20 protein-coding genes and 2 tRNA genes are annotated in these 20,987 nt (G+C 67.8%); 16 read left to right on the top strand and 6 right to left on the bottom strand.

From position 1 onward, the window contains the following. Positions 1-358: 358 nt before the first annotated feature. The 6 genes from ACN8ZM_RS05720 (at position 359) to ACN8ZM_RS05695 (ending at position 7,572) form a co-directional block, all read left to right on the top strand. Positions 359-3,487 (top strand): Rne/Rng family ribonuclease, encoded by a 3,129-nt coding sequence (locus ACN8ZM_RS05720; protein WP_420210740.1) that lies wholly within the window; start codon positions 359-361, stop codon positions 3,485-3,487. A gap of 131 nt (positions 3,488-3,618) precedes the next feature. Beyond that, a complete protein-coding gene (gene moaA / locus ACN8ZM_RS05715) occupies positions 3,619-4,731 on the top strand; it encodes a GTP 3',8-cyclase MoaA (protein WP_043181948.1) in 1,113 nt (370 codons plus the stop codon). Between the two features lie 28 nt (positions 4,732-4,759). Continuing rightward, on the top strand, positions 4,760-5,377 hold the full coding sequence (gene mobA, locus ACN8ZM_RS05710; RefSeq protein WP_420210739.1) for a molybdenum cofactor guanylyltransferase MobA: 618 nt from the start codon (positions 4,760-4,762) through the stop codon (positions 5,375-5,377). Positions 5,378-5,489: 112 nt separating this feature from the next. Beyond that, positions 5,490-6,776 (top strand): gephyrin-like molybdotransferase Glp, encoded by a 1,287-nt coding sequence (glp, locus tag ACN8ZM_RS05705; protein WP_420210738.1) that lies wholly within the window; start codon positions 5,490-5,492, stop codon positions 6,774-6,776. Between the two features lie 38 nt (positions 6,777-6,814). Beyond that, complete coding sequence (locus ACN8ZM_RS05700; RefSeq protein WP_006476519.1) at positions 6,815-7,090, top strand: hypothetical protein; 276 nt, start codon at positions 6,815-6,817, stop codon at positions 7,088-7,090. After that, on the top strand, positions 7,087-7,572 hold the full coding sequence (locus tag ACN8ZM_RS05695; RefSeq protein ID WP_420210737.1) for a GNAT family N-acetyltransferase: 486 nt from the start codon (positions 7,087-7,089) through the stop codon (positions 7,570-7,572). The genes ACN8ZM_RS05700 and ACN8ZM_RS05695 overlap by 4 nt, the downstream gene beginning before the upstream one ends. A gap of 90 nt (positions 7,573-7,662) precedes the next feature. On the opposite strand, the gene rmuC is transcribed toward ACN8ZM_RS05695, so the two are convergent. From rmuC to pncB, 5 genes are all read right to left on the bottom strand, one after another. Beyond that, complete coding sequence (rmuC, locus tag ACN8ZM_RS05690; RefSeq protein ID WP_043181944.1) at positions 7,663-9,141, bottom strand: DNA recombination protein RmuC; 1,479 nt, start codon at positions 9,139-9,141, stop codon at positions 7,663-7,665. Next, positions 9,138-10,127, bottom strand: a complete 990-nt coding sequence (locus tag ACN8ZM_RS05685) for a 2-hydroxyacid dehydrogenase (RefSeq protein WP_420210736.1) — start codon at positions 10,125-10,127, stop codon at positions 9,138-9,140. Before ACN8ZM_RS05685 ends, rmuC begins: the two co-directional genes overlap by 4 nt. An 81-nt stretch (positions 10,128-10,208) precedes the next feature. Then, the gene (locus ACN8ZM_RS05680) at positions 10,209-11,639 is read right to left on the bottom strand and encodes a sodium:proton antiporter (protein ID WP_043181942.1); all 1,431 of its coding nucleotides are present in this window, start codon (positions 11,637-11,639) and stop codon (positions 10,209-10,211) included. 43 nt (positions 11,640-11,682) lie between these two features. Then, the gene (locus ACN8ZM_RS05675; protein WP_420210735.1) at positions 11,683-12,345 is read right to left on the bottom strand and encodes a LutC/YkgG family protein; all 663 of its coding nucleotides are present in this window, start codon (positions 12,343-12,345) and stop codon (positions 11,683-11,685) included. An 88-nt stretch (positions 12,346-12,433) separates the two neighbouring features. Beyond that, on the bottom strand, positions 12,434-13,633 hold the full coding sequence (gene pncB, locus ACN8ZM_RS05670) for a nicotinate phosphoribosyltransferase (protein ID WP_420210734.1): 1,200 nt from the start codon (positions 13,631-13,633) through the stop codon (positions 12,434-12,436). A gap of 314 nt (positions 13,634-13,947) precedes the next feature. Here pncB and fdxA point away from each other — a divergent pair, with 314 nt between their 5' ends. From fdxA to ACN8ZM_RS05630, 8 genes are all read left to right on the top strand, one after another. Next, positions 13,948-14,271, top strand: coding sequence for a ferredoxin FdxA (gene fdxA, locus ACN8ZM_RS05665; protein ID WP_011351384.1), 324 nt, complete (start codon positions 13,948-13,950; stop codon positions 14,269-14,271). A gap of 103 nt (positions 14,272-14,374) precedes the next feature. Further along, positions 14,375-14,450 (top strand) — tRNA-Asn (locus tag ACN8ZM_RS05660). Positions 14,451-14,525: 75 nt separating this feature from the next. Continuing rightward, positions 14,526-14,601, top strand: a tRNA-Asn gene (locus tag ACN8ZM_RS05655). Between the two features lie 119 nt (positions 14,602-14,720). Continuing rightward, positions 14,721-15,206: a CreA family protein gene (locus tag ACN8ZM_RS05650; protein WP_420210733.1), complete on the top strand. Its 486-nt coding sequence runs from the start codon at positions 14,721-14,723 to the stop codon at positions 15,204-15,206. Positions 15,207-15,268: 62 nt separating this feature from the next. Continuing rightward, positions 15,269-16,168 (top strand): AraC family transcriptional regulator, encoded by a 900-nt coding sequence (locus ACN8ZM_RS05645; protein ID WP_043181929.1) that lies wholly within the window; start codon positions 15,269-15,271, stop codon positions 16,166-16,168. Positions 16,169-16,294: 126 nt separating this feature from the next. Beyond that, on the top strand, positions 16,295-17,062 hold the full coding sequence (locus ACN8ZM_RS05640) for an AzlC family ABC transporter permease (protein WP_089450146.1): 768 nt from the start codon (positions 16,295-16,297) through the stop codon (positions 17,060-17,062). After that, on the top strand, positions 17,059-17,397 hold the full coding sequence (locus tag ACN8ZM_RS05635) for an AzlD domain-containing protein (RefSeq protein WP_043181927.1): 339 nt from the start codon (positions 17,059-17,061) through the stop codon (positions 17,395-17,397). The genes ACN8ZM_RS05640 and ACN8ZM_RS05635 overlap by 4 nt, the downstream gene beginning before the upstream one ends. Positions 17,398-17,558: 161 nt before the next feature. Then, positions 17,559-18,341: a DUF4088 family protein gene (locus ACN8ZM_RS05630; protein ID WP_175023158.1), complete on the top strand. Its 783-nt coding sequence runs from the start codon at positions 17,559-17,561 to the stop codon at positions 18,339-18,341. A gap of 123 nt (positions 18,342-18,464) precedes the next feature. Here the strand turns inward: ACN8ZM_RS05630 and ACN8ZM_RS05625 are convergent, their stop codons facing one another. After that, complete coding sequence (locus ACN8ZM_RS05625) at positions 18,465-18,866, bottom strand: hypothetical protein (RefSeq protein ID WP_420210732.1); 402 nt, start codon at positions 18,864-18,866, stop codon at positions 18,465-18,467. A 270-nt stretch (positions 18,867-19,136) separates the two neighbouring features. On the opposite strand from ACN8ZM_RS05625, the gene ACN8ZM_RS05620 reads away from it, so the two are divergent. Together ACN8ZM_RS05620 and norM are read left to right on the top strand one after the other, a co-directional pair. Continuing rightward, the gene (locus tag ACN8ZM_RS05620) at positions 19,137-19,355 is read left to right on the top strand and encodes an RNA-binding S4 domain-containing protein (protein ID WP_006486208.1); all 219 of its coding nucleotides are present in this window, start codon (positions 19,137-19,139) and stop codon (positions 19,353-19,355) included. A gap of 127 nt (positions 19,356-19,482) precedes the next feature. Then, positions 19,483-20,871: a multidrug efflux MATE transporter NorM gene (norM, locus tag ACN8ZM_RS05615; protein WP_205821098.1), complete on the top strand. Its 1,389-nt coding sequence runs from the start codon at positions 19,483-19,485 to the stop codon at positions 20,869-20,871. The last annotated feature ends 116 nt before the right edge of the window (positions 20,872-20,987 follow it).

Raw genomic sequence — 20,987 nt, 5'->3', positions numbered from 1 at the left:
CCCAAGCGGGAAAGTCGGGCTGGATTCGATACTCCCCGCTGCGGCCCAAGCCGCAGCATCTGCCGCCCGTCGGCGCGCGCGACCCATTGCGCGCGCCCGTGGCAATGCCCGGACTCAGGCTTAGCGCGCTTTTGCAGCGTGCGGTGTGTGAACGCCGTGCTTTGAAGCCGTATTCGCAGGTGCCCTACGGCCGCCGGCCCCGTCTTTCGGGCCCAAGCGCCTCTTCAGGCAATTCTCCCCGCCATCGTTCCCGCTCCAGCGTGCTTGTGACAACACAACAAGGCGCGGCCTGCCGTCGTTCCCGCCCTCGCGACTGACAACCGCGAGGCACCGCCAGCAGAGCCGCCTGGAGTCGTTCATGAAACGCATGCTGTTCAATGCGACGCAGCAGGAGGAGCTGCGCGTCGCCATCGTCGATGGGCAGAAGCTCATCGACATCGACATCGAGACAGCCGGGCGCGAACAGCGCAAAGGCAATATCTACAAAGGTGTCATCACCCGTATCGAGCCGTCGCTCGAAGCGTGCTTCGTCAACTACGGCGAAGACCGCCACGGCTTCCTGCCGTTCAAGGAAGTCGCCCGCCAGTACTTCAAGGAAGGCATCGACATGCGCTCCGCGCGCATTCAGGATGCCCTGCGCGAAGGCCAGGAGCTGATCGTCCAGGTCGAGAAGGAAGAGCGCGGCAACAAGGGCGCTGCCCTCACCACGTTCATCTCGCTCGCCGGTCGCTACCTGGTGCTGATGCCGAACAACCCGCGCGGCGGCGGCGTGTCGCGCCGGATCGAAGGCGACGAGCGTCAGGAACTGCGCGAGACGATGGCGCAACTGCAGATCCCGGACGGCATGAGCATGATCGCCCGTACCGCGGGCATCGGCCGCAGCGCCGAGGAACTGCAGTGGGACCTGAACTACCTGCTGCAACTGTGGCGCGCGATCGAAGCGGCGTCGCAAAGCGGCAACCCCGGCCAGCCGATGCTGATCTATCTGGAATCGAGCCTCGTGATCCGCGCGATCCGGGACTATTTCCAGCCGGATATCGGCGAAATCCTGATCGATACGAACGAGATCCACGATCAGGCCCGTGCATTCATGGACATCGTGATGCCGGACAACGTCGCGAAGGTGAAGCGCTACCACGACGACGTGCCCCTCTTCTCCCGCTTCCAGATCGAACACCAGATCGAGACCGCGTACTCGCGCACGGTGCCGCTGCCGTCGGGCGGCGCGATCGTGATCGACCACACCGAAGCGCTCGTCGCGATCGACGTGAACTCGGCGCGCGCGACCAAGGGCGCTGACATCGAGGAAACGGCCACCCGCACGAACCTCGAAGCGGCCGACGAAGTCGCCCGCCAGCTCCGCCTGCGCGACCTCGGCGGCCTGATCGTGATCGATTTCATCGACATGGAATCGGCGAAGAGCCAGCGCGAAGTCGAGCAACGCCTGAAAGACGCGCTCAAGCATGACCGCGCGCGCGTCCAGATGGGCAAGATCTCCCGTTTCGGCCTGATGGAACTGTCGCGCCAGCGCCTGCGTCCGGCCCTGTCGGAAGGCAGCCACGTGACCTGCCCGCGTTGTAACGGCACCGGTCACATCCGCGATACCGAATCGTCCGCGCTGCAGGTCCTGCGGATCATTCAGGAAGAAGCGATGAAGGAAAACACCGCGGCGATCCACTGCCAGGTGCCGGTCGAGGTGACCGCCTTCCTGCTCAACGAAAAGCGTCAGGAAATCAACAAGATCGAGTCGCGCTTCAAGGTCGGCATCGTGCTGATCCCGAACAAGCACCTCGATACGCCGCACTACAAGCTCGAACGCCTGCGCCACGACGACGCACGTCTCGACGATCCGCGCGCGTCCTGGAAGATGGCCGAGGAAGCCGCCCGCGAACTCGAGTCGGAAACCGGCTACAGCAAGCGTGCGGCGGAAGTGAAGCCGAAGCAGGAAGCCGCGGTCAAGGGCATCACGCCCGAGCGTCCGGCCCCGAGCCCGGCCCCGCAGCGCCCGGTCGAACCCGTTGCCGCACCCGCGCCCGCGCCTGTCGCACCGGCAAGCACCGGCTTCATCGGCTGGCTGAAGGGCCTGTTCGGCGTGTCGCCGGCGCCCGCGCCCGCACCGGTTGCTCCGGCACCGGTCAAGGAGCAGGCAGCCCGTCCGGCTCGCGGCGAACAGAAGTCCGAGCAACGCGGCGAACGCGGCGGCGATCGCAACCGCAACCGTCGCGGCGGTGCCCAGCAGGCGCAAGGCGGCCGAGACCAGGCTGCAGCAGGCCGCGGCCAGCCGCAACGCCAGGAACGCGAAGGCAAGGAAGCACGCGAACCGCGTGAAGCGCGCGAGCCGCGCGAGAACCGCGAACCGCGCGAGGGTCGTGAACCGCGTGAAGGTCGCGAGAACCGCGAAGGCCGTGAAGGTCGTGAGGGCCGTGGCCCGCGCGAAGGCCGTGAGCCGCGCGAACCGCGTGAAAACCGCGAACCGCGCGAACCGCGTGAGCGTGCCGAGCAGCCGGAAGGCGTCGAAGCAGCCGGTCGTGGCGAGCGCCAGGAACGTCGCGAGCGCGGCGAGCGTCGCAAGCCGACCCAGCATGCGGCTACGCTCGAAACCGTCAACCGTGGCGAAACCCATCCGGAACCGGAAACCGACCAGGCCGTCGCAGAAGCACTGCCCGGCGCCGATCTGGCAGCCGATGCGGAAGCCGGCGCGCGTGATGGCGAGGAACGCCGTCGTCGCCGTCGCGGCCGCCGCGGCGGTCGTCGCGAACGCGAGGAAGACGGCGCAGTCGTCGACCACGCCGAGCAAGGCGCAGAGGGCGAAACCACCGTGCAAGCCGAGACGCAGGAAGCCCCGGCTGCTGCCGAACCGGTCCACACGGCCGCACCGGCAGTCGTCGTGGCAGCCGCCGCGGCAAGCGCCGTTGTCGTCGAAGCCGTGGTCGAGCACCATGCCGAACCGGTAGCACCGGCCGCTGTCGAGCCGCAGCCGGCACCGGTACACGTCGAAGCAGCACCGGTCGAAGCAGCGGTTGTCGCCCACGCAGCAGAACCGGCACCGGTTGCACCGGCCGTCGATACGGAAGCCGGTCCGGCTCCGGTCGCGGTTTCGCCGACCGACGCGTTCGAAGTGCCGGCAGCGCCTGTCGCTGTCGAGGCGCCGCAGCCGGCACCCGTCGAGCAGGCCGCACCGGCCGTGACGACCGAAGCCGCTCCGGTGGCTGTCGAGCCGGCCCATGTCGAAGCAGCGCCGGTCGAGGCCGTCGCCGCAGCGGCACCGGCGCCTGCACAACCGGCAGCCGCGCCCGCTTCGGCGAGCCTGGATGCCGTGCTGGAGCAGGCCGGTCTCGTCTGGGTGAACACGGACGCCGGCAAGTTCGCCGCCGCGCAGGAAGCCGCGTCGCAACTCCCGCGTCCGGCGCGCGTGCCGCGCGAACGCAAGACGCTGCCGCCGGCCGATACGGCCCCGATGCAGCAGGTCGAAACGACGCATCACTGATCGACGCATCGTCCGACCAGAAAAAGCCCGCCTCCGGCGGGCTTTTTCACGTCCGCGCTGCGGGTTTCCGCCCACCGGACCGACCCGCCGCTTGCGGCTAAAATAGAGGTCTGGTTCGCACTTCTTTCAACATGTCCCGACGCATCATTCCTCTCGCCGACGTCAGCGGGATGCCGGACGTCTCCGGCATCCCGCATGCCCCGGACGGCACGCTGGCCGACACGTTCGCCAGGCCGCTGCGCGATCTGCGCATTTCGGTGACGGATCGCTGCAACTTCCGCTGCGTGTACTGCATGCCGCGCGCGGTCTTCGACAAGGACTACCCGTTCCTGCCGCACAGCGCGCTGCTCACGCACGAGGAAATCGAGCGCGTGGCGCGACTCTTTGTCGCACACGGCGTCGAAAAGATCCGCATCACGGGCGGCGAGCCACTGCTGCGCAAGAATCTCGAATTCCTGATCGAGCGCCTCGCCCGCCTGACCACCCATGACGGCCGCCCGCTCGACCTGACGCTCACGACCAACGGTTCGCTGCTCGCGCGCAAGGCGCGCGCGCTGAAGGACGCCGGGCTCACGCGCGTGACGGTCAGCCTCGACGCGCTCGACGATACGTTGTTCAAGCGCATGAACGATGCCGAGTTCGCGAGCGCCGACGTGCTCGACGGCATCTTCGCCGCCCAGGCCGTGGGCCTCGCACCGGTCAAGGTCAACATGGTCGTGAAGCGCGGCACCAACGACAGCGAGATCCTGCCGATGGCCGAGCGTTTCCGCGGCACCGGCGTGATCCTGCGTTTCATCGAATACATGGACGTGGGCACGTCGAACGGCTGGAACATGACCGAAGTGCTGCCATCGGCGGACGTCATCGCACGGATCGCCGAACACGTCCCGCTCGTGCCCCTCGAGCCGCACACGGCGGCAGAAACCGCGCAGCGCTGGGCCTATGCGGACGGCAGCGGCGAGATCGGCGTGATTTCGAGCGTCACGCAGGCCTTCTGCGGTGACTGCACGCGCGCGCGGCTGTCGACCGAAGGCAAGCTGTACCTGTGCCTGTTCGCGTCGACGGGCCACGACCTGCGCGCGCTCGTGCGCGGCGGCGCGAGCGACGCCGAGATCGCGACCGCGATCGCCCGCATCTGGCAGGCCCGCACCGACCGCTATTCGCAACTGCGCGGCAGCGCGTCTGCCGACGCGTTGCCCGACGGCGCGGGCAAGCGGGTCGAAATGTCGTATATCGGCGGCTGACGCACGCTGCCCCTCCCGCCTTCTCACGATGCCCGCTACCGCCTCTCCGACGATCGCCGGCCTGCTGCTCGCAGGCGGGCGCGCCACGCGCATGGACGGCGTCGACAAGGGCCTGCAGCTGCTCGACGGCACGCCGCTCGCGCTGCACGTGCTGCGCCGCCTCTCGCCGCAGGTCGACGAAACGCTGATCAGCGCGAATCGTCATGCCGATCGCTATGCCGAGCTCGGTGCGCCGTTCGACGCGCGCATCGTCGCGGACGCAACGCCCGACTTCCCCGGCCCGCTCGCGGGCCTGCTCGCCGGCATGCGGGCGGCACGCGCGCCGCTCGTCGCGTGCTCCCCATGCGATACGCCCTATCTGCCTGCCGATCTCGTCGCACGGCTGCAGGCGGCGCTCGATGCGCAGCAGGCCGACATCGCCATGGCGGTAACCGTCGACGCGCAGCAGGCACGCTCGCCGCAGCCGACGTTCGCGCTGCTGCGCACATCGCTGGCCGACGATCTCGCCGCCCGGCTCGCGACCGGTGATCGCAAGGTGCGTGCGTGGTACGCACGCCACAAGACGGTCGAAGTCGAGTTTCACGACGAGCGTGCGTTTTACAATGCCAACTCCTGGCAGGAACTCGCCGCGCTGGCCCGCCGCTGACGGCACCCATGCGGTTCCCGCCCGGCGCCTGCCGCACGCGAAACCCGCGTCCAGGCGCCCTCCTCGCGCCACCGGCCACGAACCCGATACGCCTTGCGGCGCAGTCCGACTGATGATCACGCAATCCTCGCCCATCTCCCGAACCGCACCCGATTCCGCTGCCCCGCTGTCGCTCGCCGACGCGCAGGCGCTCGCGTGCCGCTTCGCGGTGCCCGTCGACGCGTGCGACACGGTCACGCTGCGCGATGCGCTCGACCGCGTGCTCGCGGCCGACGTGAACGCGCCGTTCGACATTCCCGCGTACGACAACTCGGCGATGGACGGCTATGCGTTCGACGGTAGCGCCAGCCCGCAAGCGGACGTCGCGCTGACGGTCGCCGGCACCGCGCTCGCCGGCCATCCGTTCGACGGCGCCGTGGCGGCCGGATCCTGCGTGCGCATCATGACGGGCGCGCCGATGCCGGCCGGCTGCGACACGGTGATTCCGCAGGAACGCGTGCGCGTCGACGGCGACACGATCCACTTCGCCGCGCACGACATCGCGCGCGGCGCGAACTGCCGCAAGGCCGGCGAGGATCTCGCGCGCGGCGCCTGCGCGCTCGCCGCGGGCCGCATCCTGCGGCCGTCCGATCTCGGCCTGCTCGCGTCGTTCGGTATCACCCAGGTCACGGTGCGCCGGCGCGTGCGCGTCGCCGTGTTCTCCACCGGTGACGAGCTGCGCGAGCCCGGCGAGCCGCTCGGCCCCGGCGCACTGTACGACAGCAATCGCGGGATGCTGATCGCGATGCTCGAAAGGCTGCATGTCGACGCGGTCGATCTCGGGATCGTCCGCGACGACCCGGTCGCGCTCGAAGCCGCATTGCGCGACGCCGTCGCCGCGCAGGCCGACGCGGTCATCACGTCGGGCGGCGTATCGGTCGGCGAAGCCGACTTCACGCGCGACGTCATGGCACGGCTCGGCGACGTGACGTTCGCCAGCCTCGCGCTGCGTCCCGGCCGGCCGCTCGCGTGCGGCACGCTCGCACGCGCGGCCGAGGGCGCCGGTCGCGCGCTGTTTTTCGGGCTGCCCGGCAATCCGGTCGCGTCAGCCGTGACGTTCTACGCGATCGTGCGCCCCGCGCTGCTGACGCTGGCCGGCGCGCAGGCCCAGCCGCCGGCCATGCATACGGCACTCAGCACGCATGCGCTGAAGTCGCGCGCGGGCCGCACCGACTACCTGCGCGGCATCGCGACACGCACCGCCGACGGCCGCTGGCACGTCGCACCGGCGGGCTCGCAGAGTTCCGCGTCGCTGAGCGGCCTCTCGGCCGCCAACTGTTTCATCGTCCTGGGCCACGATACCGCGGCAGTCGACGCGGGCACCCCGGTCGACATCCTGCCGCTCGACGGCCTGATCTGAATTCCACTATCGGTAACTCTCTACGGGGCAATCCGCACATGAAGAAACAAATTTCGTCGATCGCCGCGGGGCAGACCGCAAAGGCGCTGATCCTCGTGTACCTGACGTTCAGCGTGCCGATCGTGCTGCTCGGCATTCTCGTCGCATACATTCGCTACGGGATGGTCGAACTGAGCACGATCCTGAGCGCGCTGCTGCTGAACGCCATCCTCGGCTTCGTGCTGCTGTGGATCGCGTGCCACGCGTACAACTGGGTCGCATCGCGCTTCGGCGGCATCGAGATCGTGCTGTCCGATCCGCCGGAGGAAGCGTGAGCAGCACACCGCTGATCCGCGCAGCCCAAGCGCGCGACGTCGGCGCGATCCTCGCGCTGATGCGCGAACTGGCCGAGTTCGAGAAGCTCACGCACCTGTTCGTCGCGACCGAGGCCGATCTCGCCGACGCGCTGTTCGGCGCGCACCCTGCTGCCGAGGCGCGCGTGGCCGAACGCGACGGCGGGATCGTCGCGTATGCGCTGTTCTTCCACAATTATTCGACGTTCCTCGGCCGTCGCGGCCTCTATCTCGAGGATCTGTACGTACAGCCGTCGCAGCGCGGCACGGGCCTCGGCACCGCGATGCTGCGTCACCTCGCGGCATTGGCCGTCGAACGCCGGTGCGCGCGCTTCGAATGGTCGGTTCTCGACTGGAACCAGCCTGCGATCGATTTCTACGAAAAGATGGGCGCAACCGTGCTGCCCGACTGGCGCATCGTACGCGTCACGGGCGACGCGCTGGATACGCTCGCCGGGCATTGACCGCTCGCCGGCCATGCCGGCAAGCGCTGCAAAAGAAAACGGGCGCCGCGGCGCCCGTTTTTGCGTTCAGGCCGATGTCGGCCATGTGCGTCATGCGTCGTCCGCATCGGCGCCGTCGACACTTTCTGCGCCAAGCAGCCCGGCCGCCGTGTCGCCCGGCAGCGCCTCGACCTGCTTCAGCTTCCGGTTCATCACGCGCGTGCGCTGCTCGGCGGCCTCGATCGAGCGCGTGACCGTTTCGAGCTGCGACTTCGTGCGCGCAAGCACGTCGCCGAACTTGCCGAACTCCGTCTTCACCGCGCCGAGCACCTGCCACACTTCGCTCGACCGTTGCTCGATCGCGAGCGTACGGAAGCCCATCTGCAGGCTGTTCAGCAAGGCGGTGAGCGTTGTCGGGCCAGCGACCGTCACGCGATAGTCGCGCTGCAGCAGGTCGGTCAGCCCCGGACGACGCAGGATCTCCGCATAGAGCCCTTCAGTCGGCAGGAACAGCAACGCGAAATCGGTCGTGTGCGGCGGCGCGACGTACTTCTCGGCGATCGTGCGCGCCTCCTGCCGCACGCGCGCTTCGAGCGCGCGGGCCGCTTCCTCGACCGCCACCGCATCGGCGCGCTCCTGCGCATCGATCAACCGCTCGTAGTCTTCGCGCGGGAATTTCGCGTCGATCGGCAGCCACACGGGCGGCGCGTCGCGCGTGCCGGCATCGCGCCCCGGCAGCCGGATCGCGAACTCGACGCGCTCGCTGCTCTTCGGCACCGTCGCAACGTTCTTCGCGTACTGCTCGGGCGTCAGCATCTGTTCGAGCAGCGCCTCGAGCTGCACTTCGCCCCAGGTGCCGCGCGTCTTCACGTTGGTCAGCACTTTCTTCAAATCGCCGACGCCCGCCGCGAGCGTCTGCATCTCGCCAAGCCCGCGATGCACCTGCTCGAGCCGGTCCGACACGAGCTTGAACGATTCGCCGAGCCGCTGCTCGAGCGTCGCGTGCAGCTTCTCGTCGACGGTGCGGCGCATCTCCTCGAGCTTCGCCGCGTTGTTCGTCTCGATTTCCTTCAGCCGCTGTTCGAGCGTCGCGCGCACCTCGCCGATCCGGCGGTCGTTCGCCTCGGTCAGTTGCGTGAGCTGCCGGTTCAACGTGTCGCCGAACAGCCTGAGCGCACCCGTCTGCTCCTCGCGCGCCTGCTGCGCCTGGCGCTGCACGCTCTCGCGCATTGCGTCGAACTGCTGCGCATTGCCCGCGACCAGCTTGCCGAGCTGCTGCGCGAAACCCTCGATCTGGTTGTTCTGCACGGTCGCCACGCTCGTCAGTTGCGCGGCGAGCGTCTGCTGAAGCTGCGCGAAGCTGCCGGCCAGCTCGGTGCGCGAGCCGCGCGCGTTCTCGACGATCTCGCCGCGCAATTCGCGTTCGAGCCGCTCGACCGCGCGCGCCTGCGCATGCGCGGCGTCCTCGATCTGATCGCCCAGTACCGCCGCATCGTCGTGGTGGCCACCGCCACGCACGAGCGCGACGATCGCCACGGCAAGCGCGACGGCCAGCACGACGACCGCCGCAAGCAACAACGTCATCGTCATGCGCGCGGCTTCCCGATCACGTCAGGGTTGATCGGATTCGGCGGCTGCCCCGCGCGCGGCCCCTCGCCCAGCGCGGCGATCAGGTTGTCGGCGGCGAGGTTCGCCATCGCGCGGCGCGTTTTTTCGGTCGCGCTCGCGATATGCGGCGTCAGCACGACGTTCGGCACCTCGAGCAGTGCCGGATGGACCGTCGGCTCGCCTTCGTACACGTCGAGGCCGGCCGCGGCGATCGTCCCGTCGCGCAGCGCGACGGCCAGCGCCGCGTCGTCGACGATCCCGCCGCGCGCGATGTTGGTCAGCGTCGCGCTGGGCTTCATCTTCGCGAGCTCGGCCGCGCCGATCGTGTGATGGTTCTCCTTCGTGTACGGCAGCACGAGTACGACGTGATCGGCACGAGCGAGCAGCGCGTCCTTCGACACGTATTCAGCATTCAGCTCGGCCTCGATCTCGGGCGCGACGCGCGACCGGTTGTGATAGATCACCTGCATCCCGAAGCCGCGCGCGCGGCGCGCGAGCGCCTGGCCAATGCGCCCCATGCCGATGACGCCGAGCGTCGAGCCGTAGATGTCGCTGCCGAGGAAGCCGTCGTACGCCCACTTCTGCCAGTGGCCGGCCCGCAGCCAGTGCTCGGATTCGGCGATCCGGCGTGCCGCGGCCATCATCAGCGCCCAGCCGAAATCGGCGGTCGACTCGTTCAGCACGTCGGGCGTGTTGGTGCCGAGCACGTTCGCCGCGTTGAACGCGGCCATGTCGAAATTGTTGTAGCCGACCGCCATGTTCGCCACGACGCGCAGGCGCGGCGCCGCCGCGAGCTCGGCCGCGCCGATCGGGTCACCGGCCGTCAGCGCGCCGTCCTTGTCGGCGAGACGCGCGGCGAGCGCGTCGGGAGCGAGTGCGTCGCCGTTGTTCCAGTCGACGTCGAAATACTGTTTGAGCCGCTCGATCACGTCCGGAAAGATCGGACGCGCGACCAGGATCTTCTGCATCGCCATCTCCGCATGCCGCGGACGGATCGCAGCGCGCCGTGCGCCGCCGGGACCGCCCGCTCTAGGTTGAAAATCGTCAGCTTACGCCGTGAAGAAGAGCCACGATGTCAGCAGGAATACCGGTATCAGCACGACCAGCGCCCAGCCGAGATACGCGAAGAAGCTCGGCATCTTCACGCCGCGCGATTCGGCGATCGCCTTCACCATGAAGTTGGGTGCGTTGCCGATATAGCTGTTCGCGCCCATGAACACCGCGCCGGCGGAAATCGCGGCGAGCGTCGACGCGCCGGTCGTCATCAGCGATTGGGCATCGCCGCCCGCGAGGTTGAAGAACACGAGATAGGTCGGCGCGTTGTCGAGGAACGACGACAGGATGCCCGTCGCCCAGAAGTACATCGCGTCGATCGGCTTGCCGTCCGGCCCCGTGACGAGATGGACGATCTGCGCGAACGCGCCGTCGGCGCCGGCGCGCAGGATCACGATCACCGGCGCGATCGTCACGAAGATCCCCGCGAACAGCTTCGCGACTTCCTCGATCGGCGCCCAGTTGAACGCGTTGCCCTCGCGCGCGGAGCGCGGCGTCAGCGCGAGCGACGCGAGCGTCACGCCCACGAGCGCGACGTCGCGCACGAGGTTCTGCAGCGCGACGTGCGTGCCCCATACGTCGAACATGATGCCCGGCTTCCAGATGCCGCTCATCAGCACCAGGCCGATCACGGCCGCGAGCAGCACGAAATTGATCTTGCCGTCGATCGACAGCCTGTCGCTGTCGGGTGTCGGGTCGAGCACGGCCGGCCGTTCCTCGCCGCCCTTCCGGTAGAAGTACGTATCGAGCGCGAAGAACAGCGTCAGCAGCACCGCGCAGATGAACAGCATCGGCAGCGCGAGGTGCGTGGTCGTCCAGAAGAAGCTCACGCCATTCAGGAAACCGAGGAACAGTGGCGGATCGCCAAGCGGCGACAGCGAGCCGCCCGCGTTCGCGACGAGGAAGATGAAGAAGATCACGACGTGCACGACATGCTTGCGGTTGTCGTTGGCGCGCAGCAGCGGCCGGATCAGCAGCATCGCGGCACCGGTCGTGCCCATCACGCTCGCGAGCAGCGTGCCGAGCGCGAGGATCGCGGTGTTCAGTTTCGGCGTGCCGTGCAGGTTGCCGTTCACGCAGATGCCGCCCGCGACCGTATAGAGCGCGGTGAGCAACACGATGAACGGAATGTATTCCTCGAGCAGCGCGTGCACGAGCGTGCCGAACGCGGTGCCCGCGCCGAACGCGAACGCGAACGGGATCAGGAACACGATCGCCCACCCGGCCGCAATCTTGCCGAAGTGGTGATGCCAGAACACCGGGGCGACGAGCGGGAACAGTGCGATGGAGAGCAGGATCCCGGCGAACGGGATGCCCCAGAGAGCAGACAGCGTGGCACCGTCGAGCGTTGCGGCCGATGCAAGCGCGGGAACGGCGCCAAGCGCAATTCCCGACGCCATGCCCGCCCAGGCGGCATGTCGTTTCATGCAGAACTTCCTTGTTCGAGTGGTAGTGGATGCGGCGGGCGCGTCATGCGCCCCGTACGACGATCACGTGAACGCGGTACGGGCCGTGCGCGCCCAGTACGATGGTCTGCTCGATATCGCCCGTGCGCGACGGGCCCGACACGAAATTGACCGCGCGCGGCAATTCGCCACGCTCCCCGCGGATCAGCGCAAACGCGTCTTCGTGACCGGCGACGATCCGCGAAGCGGGAACGATCGCGATGTGTGTTTCCGGCAGCAGGCCGGCCGACGCATAGGTATCGGGGCCGGACAACAGCACCAGCGAGCCGGTTTCGGCGGTCGCGCAAAAGCAGCCGGTGAGGCCGACCAGATCGCCGTCGCGCGGCTTGCGGCATTCGACCGACAGGCCTGCGCCCGCCCAGTCGAAATCGGTCAGCGTGCGCCACGCGACGGCCTGCGTCGGCAGGCCGTGAGCGGAAAGGTAACGTGCCGCGGCGGCAGGGACGTCGGCAAACGTCGCGACTTCGTCGACCGTCGTCGACAGACGGGCCGCTTCGTCGACGAATGCAGCGACGAGATCGGCCGGCGCCGGCGGACGCGGGCCCTCCGGATGACGGGCGAGATAGTCGGCAACGCCGTCGCGCTCGGCCGCATCGGGTTCGGCCGCACGCCCCTGCGCCGCGCGAATGCGCGCGAGGATCTGGCGACGGGCAGCGGAAGTGTCCATGAACGGTCCTCGTGACGTTGGCGGGCGATACCGTCGGATTATACCGGCCGACCTCGCCCCAACGCAGTTTTGGCCGTTCGGCCGACGCTTACTTCGACGCGTCTTCCTCGACCGGCTGCGCGATGCCGAACACCTGGCGCAGGTACGCGAGATACGCCTTGTCGTCGCACATGCTCTTGCCCGGCGAATCCGACAGCTTCGCGACCGGCTGGCCGTTGCAACGGACCATCTTGATCACGATCTGCAGCGGCACATAGCCGAGATCGTTGGTGAGGTTCGTGCCGACGCCGAACGCGAGCTTGCAGCGGCCACGGAACCGTTCGTACAACTGCATGACCTTCGGGATGTCGAGCGCGTCAGAGAACACGAGCACCTTGGTACGCGGGTCGCAACGGTTCGACTCGTAATGGCGCAGCATCCGCTCGCCCCATTCGAACGGATCGCCCGAATCGTGGCGCGCGCCGTCGAACAGCTTGCAGAAGTACATGTCGAAGTCGTTCAGGAACGCATCCATCCCGTAGACGTCCGACAGCGCGATCCCGAGGTCGCCGCGGTATTCCTTCGCCCACATCTCGAAGCCGTAGATCTGCGAATCGCGCAGCCGCGGGCCGAGCGCCTGGCATGCCTGCAGGTACTCGTGCGCCATCGTGCCGAGCGGCGTGATGCCGTGCTTCATCGCGTAAAGCACGTTGCTCGTGCCCGCGAACTGCGGGCCGAGGCCGTCGCGCAGCGTGAGCGCGACTTCATCGTGCCAGACCTTCGAGAAGCGCCGGCGCGTACCGTAGTCGGCGATCTTGCAGTCGGCGAATTCCGGCTTCGCACCGAGCAGCTTGATTTTCTCGCACAGCCGCTCGCGGCCTTCGCGATAGTCGGGCTCGCGCTGCGTGTTGCGGAAATACACTTCGTTGACGATCGCGAGCACCGGGATCTCGAACAGGATCGTGTGCAGCCACGGCCCCGTGATCGCGATGTCGATCTCGCCGTTGCCCTTCGGCGACGGCGTGATCGAGATGTACTTCTCGTTCAGGTGGAACAGCGCGAGGAAATCGACGAAATCGCTCTTGATGAAGCGCATCCGCCGCAGGTAGTCGAGTTCGACGTCGGAAAAACGCAGCGCGCACAGGCCGCGCACCTCGTCGCGAATCTCGTCGATGTACGGCACGAGATCGACGCCGGGCGTGCGGCACCGGAAACGGTATTCGACGCTTGCAGCGGGGAAGTGATGCAGGACGACCTGCATCATCGTGAACTTGTAGAGATCCGTGTCGAGCAGCGAAGTGATGATCATGATTACGGCACCGCCAATATCGAGACAGGGCCCCGGCGCACCGCGCGCCGCCCGGTCTGTCGGCCATGTTACCCGAATGCGGGCCCGACCATCGTGAAACCGCCTGCCGCCCTGCTCCGGCCGCACCTGCGTACGGTACATGCGGCCCGCTGGGCGTGCCCCTTCGGCGAGCCTCTGGGCGGGCCCCCATAAACTAATCACGAAACGATATAAGCCGGATAGCCGACCACGCCATGCGGGTTTTGCGCTTCAGTTACAATGCCGGTTTTGGCGCAAACGCCACCCCATATATACCGCCAAGCAGGAGCGTTTTAATGACTCACGTTGTGACCGAAGGCTGCATCAAGTGCAAATACACGGACTGCGTGGATGTGTGCCCGGTGGATTGCTTCCGTGAAGGTCCCAACTTTCTCGCCATCGATCCGGACGAGTGCATCGACTGCGCCGTGTGCGTCGCCGAGTGCCCGACCAATGCGATCTATGCCGAAGAAGACGTTCCGGGCGACCAGCAGCAGTTCACCGCGCTGAACGCCGAGCTGGCGAAGGACTGGCCGTCGATCACGAAGACCAAGCCGGCACCGGCCGACGCGGACGAGTGGAAGGACGTGCAGGACAAGCTGCACCTGCTCGAGCGCTGATCGCACGGCGACCCTGCAAAAAATTTTGTGCCTCGTCGCTCAAAACTATTGACAGGTTAGCGAACACTCCATACAATCTCGTTTCTCTGCTGTTGTTGTTTGTTCCCCGATAGCTCAGTCGGTAGAGCGCCGGACTGTTAATCCGTAGGTCCCTGGTTCGAGCCCAGGTCGGGGAGCCAAAAACGCAAAGGCCCGTTGAAAGTGGACGGGCTTTTTGCTGGTAGACAAACACGCATGCAGATGTACCGATTTATTCCCCGATAGCTCAGTCGGTAGAGCGCCGGACTGTTAATCCGTAGGTCCCTGGTTCGAGCCCAGGTCGGGGAGCCAAATAGCGAAAGGCCCGTCATTCGACGGGCCTTTTGTTTTTCCGGCCCGCCTTTCGCCTTTCATCGCCCGGTCGTGCGCATGCTAGAGTCTCTGTCCCGCATTCGCATCCGGTTCCGTCGATGAAGCATCGCCTCTTCCGCTCAGCCCCCTTCGCCCTCCTGCTTTCCGCGTTCGCCGCGGCACCGCTCGCGCACGCGGAGGAAGTCGGCAGCGTCAACACCCATTTCCGCGTCACCGGCTCCGATCGCGTGGTCGTCGAGGCATATGACGATCCGGTCGTGAACGGCGTGACCTGCTATGTGTCGCGCGCCCGCACCGGCGGGATCAAGGGCACGCTCGGCGTCGCCGAGGATCCGAGCGAAGCGTCGATCGCATGCCGGCAGGTCGGCCCGATCAGCTTCAAGGAGCCGCTCAAGCAGCAGACCGACGTGTTCAGCGAGCGCATGTCGTTCATCTTCAAGACCCTGCATGTCGTGCGCGTGGTCGATGCCAAGCGCAACACGATCGTCTACCTGACCTACAGCGACCGCATCGTCAGCGGCAGCCCGAAGAACGCCGTCACCGCGGTGCCGATGCCGGCCGGGACGACGATTCCGGTCAAGTAAAGCGCACGCCTGCCGGGCGCGCGAGCGATACACTGTCGATTCGACCGCTTCCGCGCCCGATCATGTCCGCCACCCGCCTTCCCGACTCAGCACGCTACTGGCGCACGCCGCTGCTGCCGGATGCGGATCTCGTCACGGCCACCTATCGCGACCACACGTTCGCACCGCACTGGCACGACGCGTACACGATCCCCGTGATTCTCGAAGGCGCGGAACGCTTCACCTATCGTGGCAGCGGCTATGTCGCCGAAACCGGCTCCGTGCCCGTGATCAATCCCGGCGAGGTGCATACGGGTTCGCGCGCGGCCGACGAGGGCTGGTGCTATCGCGTCAGCTACATGCCGGTCGAATTCATCCGCGAACTCACCAGTGCGATTGCCGGCCGCCCGCAGGACGCGCCGTGGTTTGCGCCGGACGTGATTCGCGACGCCGATCTTGCGGCCCGGCTCACGCTGGCGCACCGGATGATGGAGGCCGGCAGCGAGCGCGCCCTGCCCTTGCAGGCGCACGGGCAGCCGGCGCATGATCCGGCGACCGGCGCACCGCGCATCTACGATCCGCTCGCTGCCGAGACGGCGATGCTCGATGCGTTGTCGACGCTGATCGTGCGCCATGCCGATGCCCTGCCGCGACCGGCGCCGCTCGCGGCGGACGAGCCGCGCGTCGACGCGATGCGCGAGCGGCTCGCCGCCGATCTCATGTGCACTGTGACGCTCGACGAAGTCGCACACGCGGCCGGCCTGTCGCCGTTCCACGCGGCGCGCCTGTTCACCCGCACGACCGGCATGCCGCCGCATGCGTGGCGCAACCAGTTGCGCTTGCAGCGCGCGCTGGCGCCGCTGCGCGCGGGCGTACCCGTCGCCGATGTCGCGGCAGCCAGCGGCTTCGTCGACCAAAGCCACTTCACCCGACATTTCAAACGCATGTTCGGCGTGCCGCCCGGGCGCTGGCAGGCGAGCTGACACACGGCAGCGCACGGCCCGCCACCGCGATGCGGGCGGCGCCCGCAAGCGTGCAGGCACCGGCCCGATCCCGCGAGCGCAAGAACATACAAGCCGGCCGGTCACCTGCCCGCTATCCTCCAGTTCATGGAGGAGCACCCTTTGAACCCGACACCCGCATCGCCTGCCCGCCGCCCGTTCAACGAATGGCTCGACGGCGCGCGCGACACGATCCCGATGATGGTTGGCGCCGCGCCGTTCGGCGTGATTTTCGGCACGCTCGTTGGCGGCGGCCCGCTCGCCCCGTGGCATGGCGCGCTGATGTCGCTCGCCGTGTTCGCGGGCTCCGCGCAGTTCATCGCGCTCGGCCTGATCGCGGGCAGCGCGAGCTTCGTCGTCGTGCTCGCGACCACGCTAATCGTGAACCTGCGTCACCTGCTGTACAGCGCGACGCTCGCGCCCTATGTCGCGCACCTGCCGCTGCGCTGGCGCGCGACGCTCGGCGCACTGATGACCGACGAGGTGTTCGCGGTCGCCTATGCGCACTACCGGCACTTCCCGCCCGGTGCGATCGGCCCCCACTACTTCTTCGGCTCGGGGCTCGCGATGTACCTGAACTGGCAGGTCTGGACGCTCGCGGGCATCGGCTTCGGCGCCGCGTTCCCGGGCCTGCAGTCGCTCGGCCTCGATTTCGCGATGGCGGCGACCTTCATCGCGATCGTCGTCCCGCAGCTCGGCACGCTGCGCTATTTCGCGGCGGCCGTGACGGCCGGCACGCTGGCGTACTTCTGGCAGGGCTGGCCGTACAAGCTCGGGCTGCTCGGCGCAGTTGCCGCCGGCGTCGCGATCGGCGTCGCGCTCACGCTGCTGCACGAACGCACGCGCGCCGGCTCGCGCACGGAGGCCGCATCGTGAGCTACGCGCTGCTGATTCTCGGAATGGCGGTCATCACGTACGCAATCCGCTCGACGCTGTTCCTGTTCGGCGAACGGCTGACCTTCCCGCCGCTCGTGCGGACCGCGCTCGGCTTCGTGCCCGTCACCGTGCTGACCGCGATCATCGTGCCGATGACCGTCTCGCCGCACGGCGGTACGGCCGAGCTGACCTGGCGCAATCCGCAGCTCGTCGGCGCGCTGGCCGCCGTGCTCGTGTCGGCAGCCACCCGCCGCCCGCTCGTGACGATCGCGGCGGGGCTCGCGGTGTTCTTTCTCTGGCAAGGGGTCGTGCTGCCCCACTGGCTGCCCGCCTGAGTACACGCTCGGTCAAGCACGCTCAAGTTTTCGTCCGGCACGCCGATATAGGGAATGAAGACCCGCCACCGGCCTCGGCGCGCACCGGTCAGTCGACGCTGCGCCCGCTCCGGTGCGCCGTGCCGGCCGCCGGCTTGCGCGGGCCGCCATCGAGACGATTCATGGGCCAGATCACCCTTTCCCTCAAGGACGACACACTCGAGTCCCTGCGCAAGGACTACGACGCGTTCGTCCGCGTGTCGCTGAAACTCGACCCGCAGTTCGCGACGCCGTCGTTCGAGGATTTCCTGCGCGCCAAACTGCTCGACAACATGGTGCCGCTGACCGAGCACGCGGTGCAGCGGATGCTGCAGGGCGGCCAGTACGCGTGGGCAAAACGCACGCTCGACAAGGAATTTCCGGACGTCGTCGCCATCCTGATGCAGCAGGCCGGCGAATTCGGCTTCGGCTTCGCATTCCGCTCCGAGTGGACCCCCGACGAACTCGCGAAGGCGTGCCGCGACTGGGCGAAAGCGATCGTCGCCGAAGCGCAGGGCGACCCGTCGCTGGTCGACCCGCTCGCCTCGCAGATCAAGGGGGCTGCGCAAGACATCCAGACGCTCGAGGAACTGATGCAGACGCCTGCATGGCGGCTCGCGGAATCGCTGCGACAACGGGTCTACGAGGCCAAGCTCGCGTGCGAGATGAGCGTCGGCAGCACCGCGCGCGACAAGCTCGGCGAACTGCGCGGGCTGCTGCGGCTCGGGCTCTCGCATGGCTCGTTCCAGAAGCAGGAAGCGCAGCAGATCATGGAATACCTGCGGCTGCTGAAGCCGGAGATCTTCATCGAGGAACCGTACGACGTGTTCGCCCGGCTCGCCGCGTGGCTGCGCAGCGTATTCACCCCGGCGGCCGTGCGGCCGGCGCAAGGACAGGGACAAGGGCAAAGCCAACGCCGGCCGTAACGGCGCGCCCCATCACATCAACACATGAAAACGGCCCGGTTCGCGCAACGCGCACCGGGCCGTCGGACGGCCGCCGTCGCGACGCGCCGTCCGGGACGAGCGTCACGCGGCATCGGGCACCGCTTACTGCGTAGTGCCCTGGGCCGATGCACCACCCTCCGCACCGACCGCTGCGCCACCCTCGGCCGCTTCACCGGTCTTCGCCTTGGCCGAGCCGGCATGGCCCTTGGCCGACTTCGTGGCATGCTTCGCGTGTTTCTTGGCCGAATGGACGGCCGACGACGCCGTATCCTTCGCGCCGTCGGCTGCCGCGCCGACCGCATCGGTTGCACCGCCGACCGCATTGCCCGACGCGTTCGCACCCGCACCACCCTGCACGCCTGCACCGACACCCGCTGCCGGCGTCTGCGCCTGCATGCCGGCACCGGCTGCGCCCTGCGCCGCCGTGCCCGTCTGGGCAAATACGGCCGAAGTGGCGAACGCCGTCAGCGCGGCACCGATCAGCATCGTACGAATCTTGGACATGGCAATTCTCCTCAGGAAGTTGTGAGCCCGAGCCGCAGCGATGCGGTCCGTGGCGTCCCCCGCCGCAACACGCAGCAGGTACGACAAAAGACCCGCGGCGCGCATGACCGGTTCTCGAATCTCTCAGACTGTTACCCACCGTTTCATTTGCTGACGAATGGCTCACATTCCCTAACAACTGCATGCGGCAGCCGACCGCGCTCGCGCACCGGCCCGCGGTGCCGTATGATGCGGGGCGATTCCTCCCGCGCATCGCGCACCTTCTTCGTCATGCCCAATCTGGATTTCACGCTGACCGGCGAATACGTCGAGCTGCACAACCTTCTCAAGATCACCGGCCTCGCAGACAGCGGCGGCACCGCGAAACTGATCGTCGCGTCCGGCGCGGTGAAAGTCGACGGTGCGGTCGAGCTGCGCAAGACCTGCAAGATCCGCGCGGGCCAGGTCGTCCTGCTCGGCGACACGCGCATTGCCGTGCGCGAAGCCTAGCGTTCCCCTGCCTGCGACATGGCCATCGGTGCGCGCGTTCGACACAGTTCGAATTAAGCCGTAAGCTAGCTGTCTCTCAAAATAAATACATATAGCGCGGGCCCGCACCCGCGCGAGCGCCCATTCCATGTCGCATTCCGGTCTTACACGGACGGCCGCCGTGCCGCCGTCCCTGTCCAGTCATGCCGCCGATACCGCGCGCCTCGCCGCGCCGCTCGCGATCGCGCAGCTCTCGCAGATGGCGATGAGCGTCACCGACACGGTACTGCTCGGCTCGCTCGGCCCCGATTCGCTCGCAGCGGGCGGGCTCGGCGCGAACTTCTTCTTCGTCATCGTGACCGTGCTGCAAGGCGTGCTGTCGTCGGTCAGCGTCAGCGTCGCGCACGCGCGCGGCGCCAAGGCCGACGAGCGCGTCCCGCACATCTACTGGACCGGCTTCGCGCTGTCCGTGTTGCTCGCGATCCCGGCCATCATCGCGCTGTCGCTGTCCGAACCGATCCTGCTGATGTTCCACGAGCCGCCGTTGCTCGCGCATCACGTCGGCGAATACACGGGCATCCTGCGCTTCGCCGCGCTCGGCAGCCTGATCGGCGTCGGGCTGATGCGCGCCTTCCTGCCCGCGATCGGCGCCGCACGCCGGCTGCTGTGGGTGTCGATCGGCGGCGTCGGCGTCAACGGCGTGCTCAACTACGGGCTGATCCACGGCGCGTTCGGGCTGCCGCGGCTCGGCTTCCTCGGCTCGGCCGTGGCGACGACCATCACGATCTGGCTCACCGCGCTCGCACTGATCTGGCTGCTGCACGGCCGGCAGCGCTTCCGTCACTTCGTGACCGCCGCGCGCCCGAAGCTGCCGATGATGGGCGAACTGATCGGCATCGGCTGGCCGGTCGCAATCACGTACGGGGTCGAATCGACACTGTTCCTCGCCACCGGCCTGACCATCGGCGTACTCGGCGCGACGGCGCTTGCCGCACACCAGATCGCGCTGAACGTCGCATCGGTGGCGTTCATGGTGCCGCTCGCGATCGGCCAGGCCGCCAACGTGCGGGTCGGCTACTGGGTCGGCGCAGGGGCGCCCGTCGCCGCGCGCCATGCGGGCTTCGTCGCACTCGGCCTCGGTGTCGCGTTCATGACGCTGTCGGGCATCGTGCTGATCGTCGCGCCGCACGCGATCGTCGGCCTGTACCTGAACCTCGGCGATCCGGCCAACGCGGCCACGGTGTCGCTCGCCGCGTCGCTGCTCGGCATCGCAGCGGTGTTCCAGATCGTCGACGGCGCGCAGACCGTCGCATCGGGTGCGCTGCGCGGCCTGAAGGACACGCGCATCCCGATGCTCGCGGCGACCCTCGGCTACTGGGGCATCGGTTTTCCGACCGGCTACTGGTTCGCGTTCCACGTGGGCCTCGGTGCCCGTGGCCTCTGGTGGGGCCTCGCGGCCGGCCTCGCCAGCGTGGCCGTGCTGATGGCGTGGCGCTTTCATCTGAAGAGCGCGTCGCTGGTTACGTCGCCGCACTGAGCGCGACACGACGCGAAATCCGGGCCGGCGCTATGCTTGTCGGTTGAAGATCTCAAGACGCCGCGCGAGCGGCGCGACTGCCTCACGATACGTCTGATTACGTCTGATGCCGCGCG

This window comes from Burkholderia aenigmatica, assembly GCF_048627025.1.
Lineage (GTDB): Bacteria > Pseudomonadota > Gammaproteobacteria > Burkholderiales > Burkholderiaceae > Burkholderia > Burkholderia aenigmatica.
This window is presented reverse-complemented; position numbering and strand designations above follow the sequence as displayed.

Excerpts from the sequence above, each read along its gene's own strand:
- ACN8ZM_RS05720 (WP_420210740.1), top strand. The coding sequence starts at position 359 with ATGAAACGCATGCTGTTCAATGCGACGCAGCAGGAGGAGCTGCGCGTC.
- moaA (WP_043181948.1), top strand. The coding sequence starts at position 3,619 with ATGTCCCGACGCATCATTCCTCTCGCCGACGTCAGCGGGATGCCGGAC.
- mobA (WP_420210739.1), top strand. The coding sequence starts at position 4,760 with ATGCCCGCTACCGCCTCTCCGACGATCGCCGGCCTGCTGCTCGCAGGC.
- glp (WP_420210738.1), top strand. The coding sequence starts at position 5,490 with ATGATCACGCAATCCTCGCCCATCTCCCGAACCGCACCCGATTCCGCT.
- ACN8ZM_RS05700 (WP_006476519.1), top strand. The coding sequence starts at position 6,815 with ATGAAGAAACAAATTTCGTCGATCGCCGCGGGGCAGACCGCAAAGGCG.
- rmuC (WP_043181944.1), bottom strand. The coding sequence starts at position 9,141 with ATGACGATGACGTTGTTGCTTGCGGCGGTCGTCGTGCTGGCCGTCGCG.
- ACN8ZM_RS05685 (WP_420210736.1), bottom strand. The coding sequence starts at position 10,127 with ATGCAGAAGATCCTGGTCGCGCGTCCGATCTTTCCGGACGTGATCGAG.
- ACN8ZM_RS05680 (WP_043181942.1), bottom strand. The coding sequence starts at position 11,639 with ATGAAACGACATGCCGCCTGGGCGGGCATGGCGTCGGGAATTGCGCTT.
- ACN8ZM_RS05675 (WP_420210735.1), bottom strand. The coding sequence starts at position 12,345 with ATGGACACTTCCGCTGCCCGTCGCCAGATCCTCGCGCGCATTCGCGCG.
- pncB (WP_420210734.1), bottom strand. The coding sequence starts at position 13,633 with ATGATCATCACTTCGCTGCTCGACACGGATCTCTACAAGTTCACGATG.
- fdxA (WP_011351384.1), top strand. The coding sequence starts at position 13,948 with ATGACTCACGTTGTGACCGAAGGCTGCATCAAGTGCAAATACACGGAC.
- ACN8ZM_RS05650 (WP_420210733.1), top strand. The coding sequence starts at position 14,721 with ATGAAGCATCGCCTCTTCCGCTCAGCCCCCTTCGCCCTCCTGCTTTCC.
- ACN8ZM_RS05645 (WP_043181929.1), top strand. The coding sequence starts at position 15,269 with ATGTCCGCCACCCGCCTTCCCGACTCAGCACGCTACTGGCGCACGCCG.
- ACN8ZM_RS05640 (WP_089450146.1), top strand. The coding sequence starts at position 16,295 with ATGGAGGAGCACCCTTTGAACCCGACACCCGCATCGCCTGCCCGCCGC.
- ACN8ZM_RS05630 (WP_175023158.1), top strand. The coding sequence starts at position 17,559 with ATGGGCCAGATCACCCTTTCCCTCAAGGACGACACACTCGAGTCCCTG.
- ACN8ZM_RS05625 (WP_420210732.1), bottom strand. The coding sequence starts at position 18,866 with ATGTCCAAGATTCGTACGATGCTGATCGGTGCCGCGCTGACGGCGTTC.
- ACN8ZM_RS05620 (WP_006486208.1), top strand. The coding sequence starts at position 19,137 with ATGCCCAATCTGGATTTCACGCTGACCGGCGAATACGTCGAGCTGCAC.
- norM (WP_205821098.1), top strand. The coding sequence starts at position 19,483 with ATGTCGCATTCCGGTCTTACACGGACGGCCGCCGTGCCGCCGTCCCTG.